General features: G+C 60.2%; 1 pseudogene. It reads right to left on the bottom strand.

Annotated features, from left to right (window positions below):
- Window positions 1–1,058: pseudogene (locus tag LPW39_RS13015) on the bottom strand (hypothetical protein); the annotation flags it as partial.
- Window positions 1,059–1,088: the final 30 nt, after the last annotated feature.

Consider the following 1,088-nt stretch of genomic DNA (forward strand, 5'->3'; position numbering starts at 1 on the left):
GCATCAATATCGCCGACACGCAGATCGAGCCCCATCTCCTTCATGCCCTTGTCTGCCTGCTGAGCCGCTCTGGTGCGCTTTTCTTCCTCGCTGTAGTACAGGTCATAGTAGGTTGCTGCGGCCTCTGTGAGCGCATCCATGCTGCCCATGGCATCGACCAGCTTGCTGGCCCAATCTGCAGCGGAGAGCGAACCCTCCAGCAGAGTAGTTCCCAGCAGATCAAACACCATGTTGACCCCCGCCAGGCTTGCAGAAAGGCGGGTCAGAGCGTCTACAGCGGTCTCACCCACCCGGACGTATTCACCCATCACAAAAACCTGCTCAGTGACGGTTTCCGTCACTTCGCGGCCTACCCGGGCCTGCTGCTGGGTATCCCCATCAGAGACCACATCCACGGTATCCCACACCATGCGGGTGATCTCCCGTGTCTGCTCCTCCCACTTGCCCAGGACCGACCGGGCCATCTCTTCATTGGCTTGCGCCAACGCCGCCTCGATCTTCGCTGCAGCCTCCTCTTGCGTGAGACCAGTCAATTCCAGCCCCTTGCCACCCGTGTCCGGGTGGATTTCATCCAGGCCCAGCGCCACCTTCATCGCTCGGATCGAATCACCGTTCAACCCCAGGCTGTCGGCTCTTGCGGCAGTGTCCTCCCGCATGTCCTTGAAAGCGTCCTGCAGGATCTTGATGGGGCCGGCCACAGCTTCGATAGAGCCGTTGTACTGGTCCAGCATCTCCAGGCGGCTGTATTGCTGCTGCATCTGCCTCTGACGGTATCCATTGCGTGGATCGTCCGGGTTGTCCGCAATCTCCTTTTTCAGCCGCTCGATTTCAGCTCTTGCCTTTTCTTGCTCCTTCTCTGCGACGATGTAGCGATAGTCCGGGCCGCCAAACAAGCTGCCGCTTTCGCGCAACAGCTGGTAGCCGTAGAGGTTCCCGCCCAGCTCACCAGTGATACCGGTGCCGACCTGCTTTTCCTCTTTAAACATGCCCCCCAGGTAGGCCGCGATCAGCGGAATCATCATCACGCCGGCCGCGCCCCAGCCACCATTGAGCCCCATAGCAGAGCCAGTGCCCCCATTGCCGATGCC

Source organism: Comamonas koreensis (genome assembly GCF_021026195.1).
GTDB lineage: Bacteria > Pseudomonadota > Gammaproteobacteria > Burkholderiales > Burkholderiaceae_C > Comamonas > Comamonas koreensis.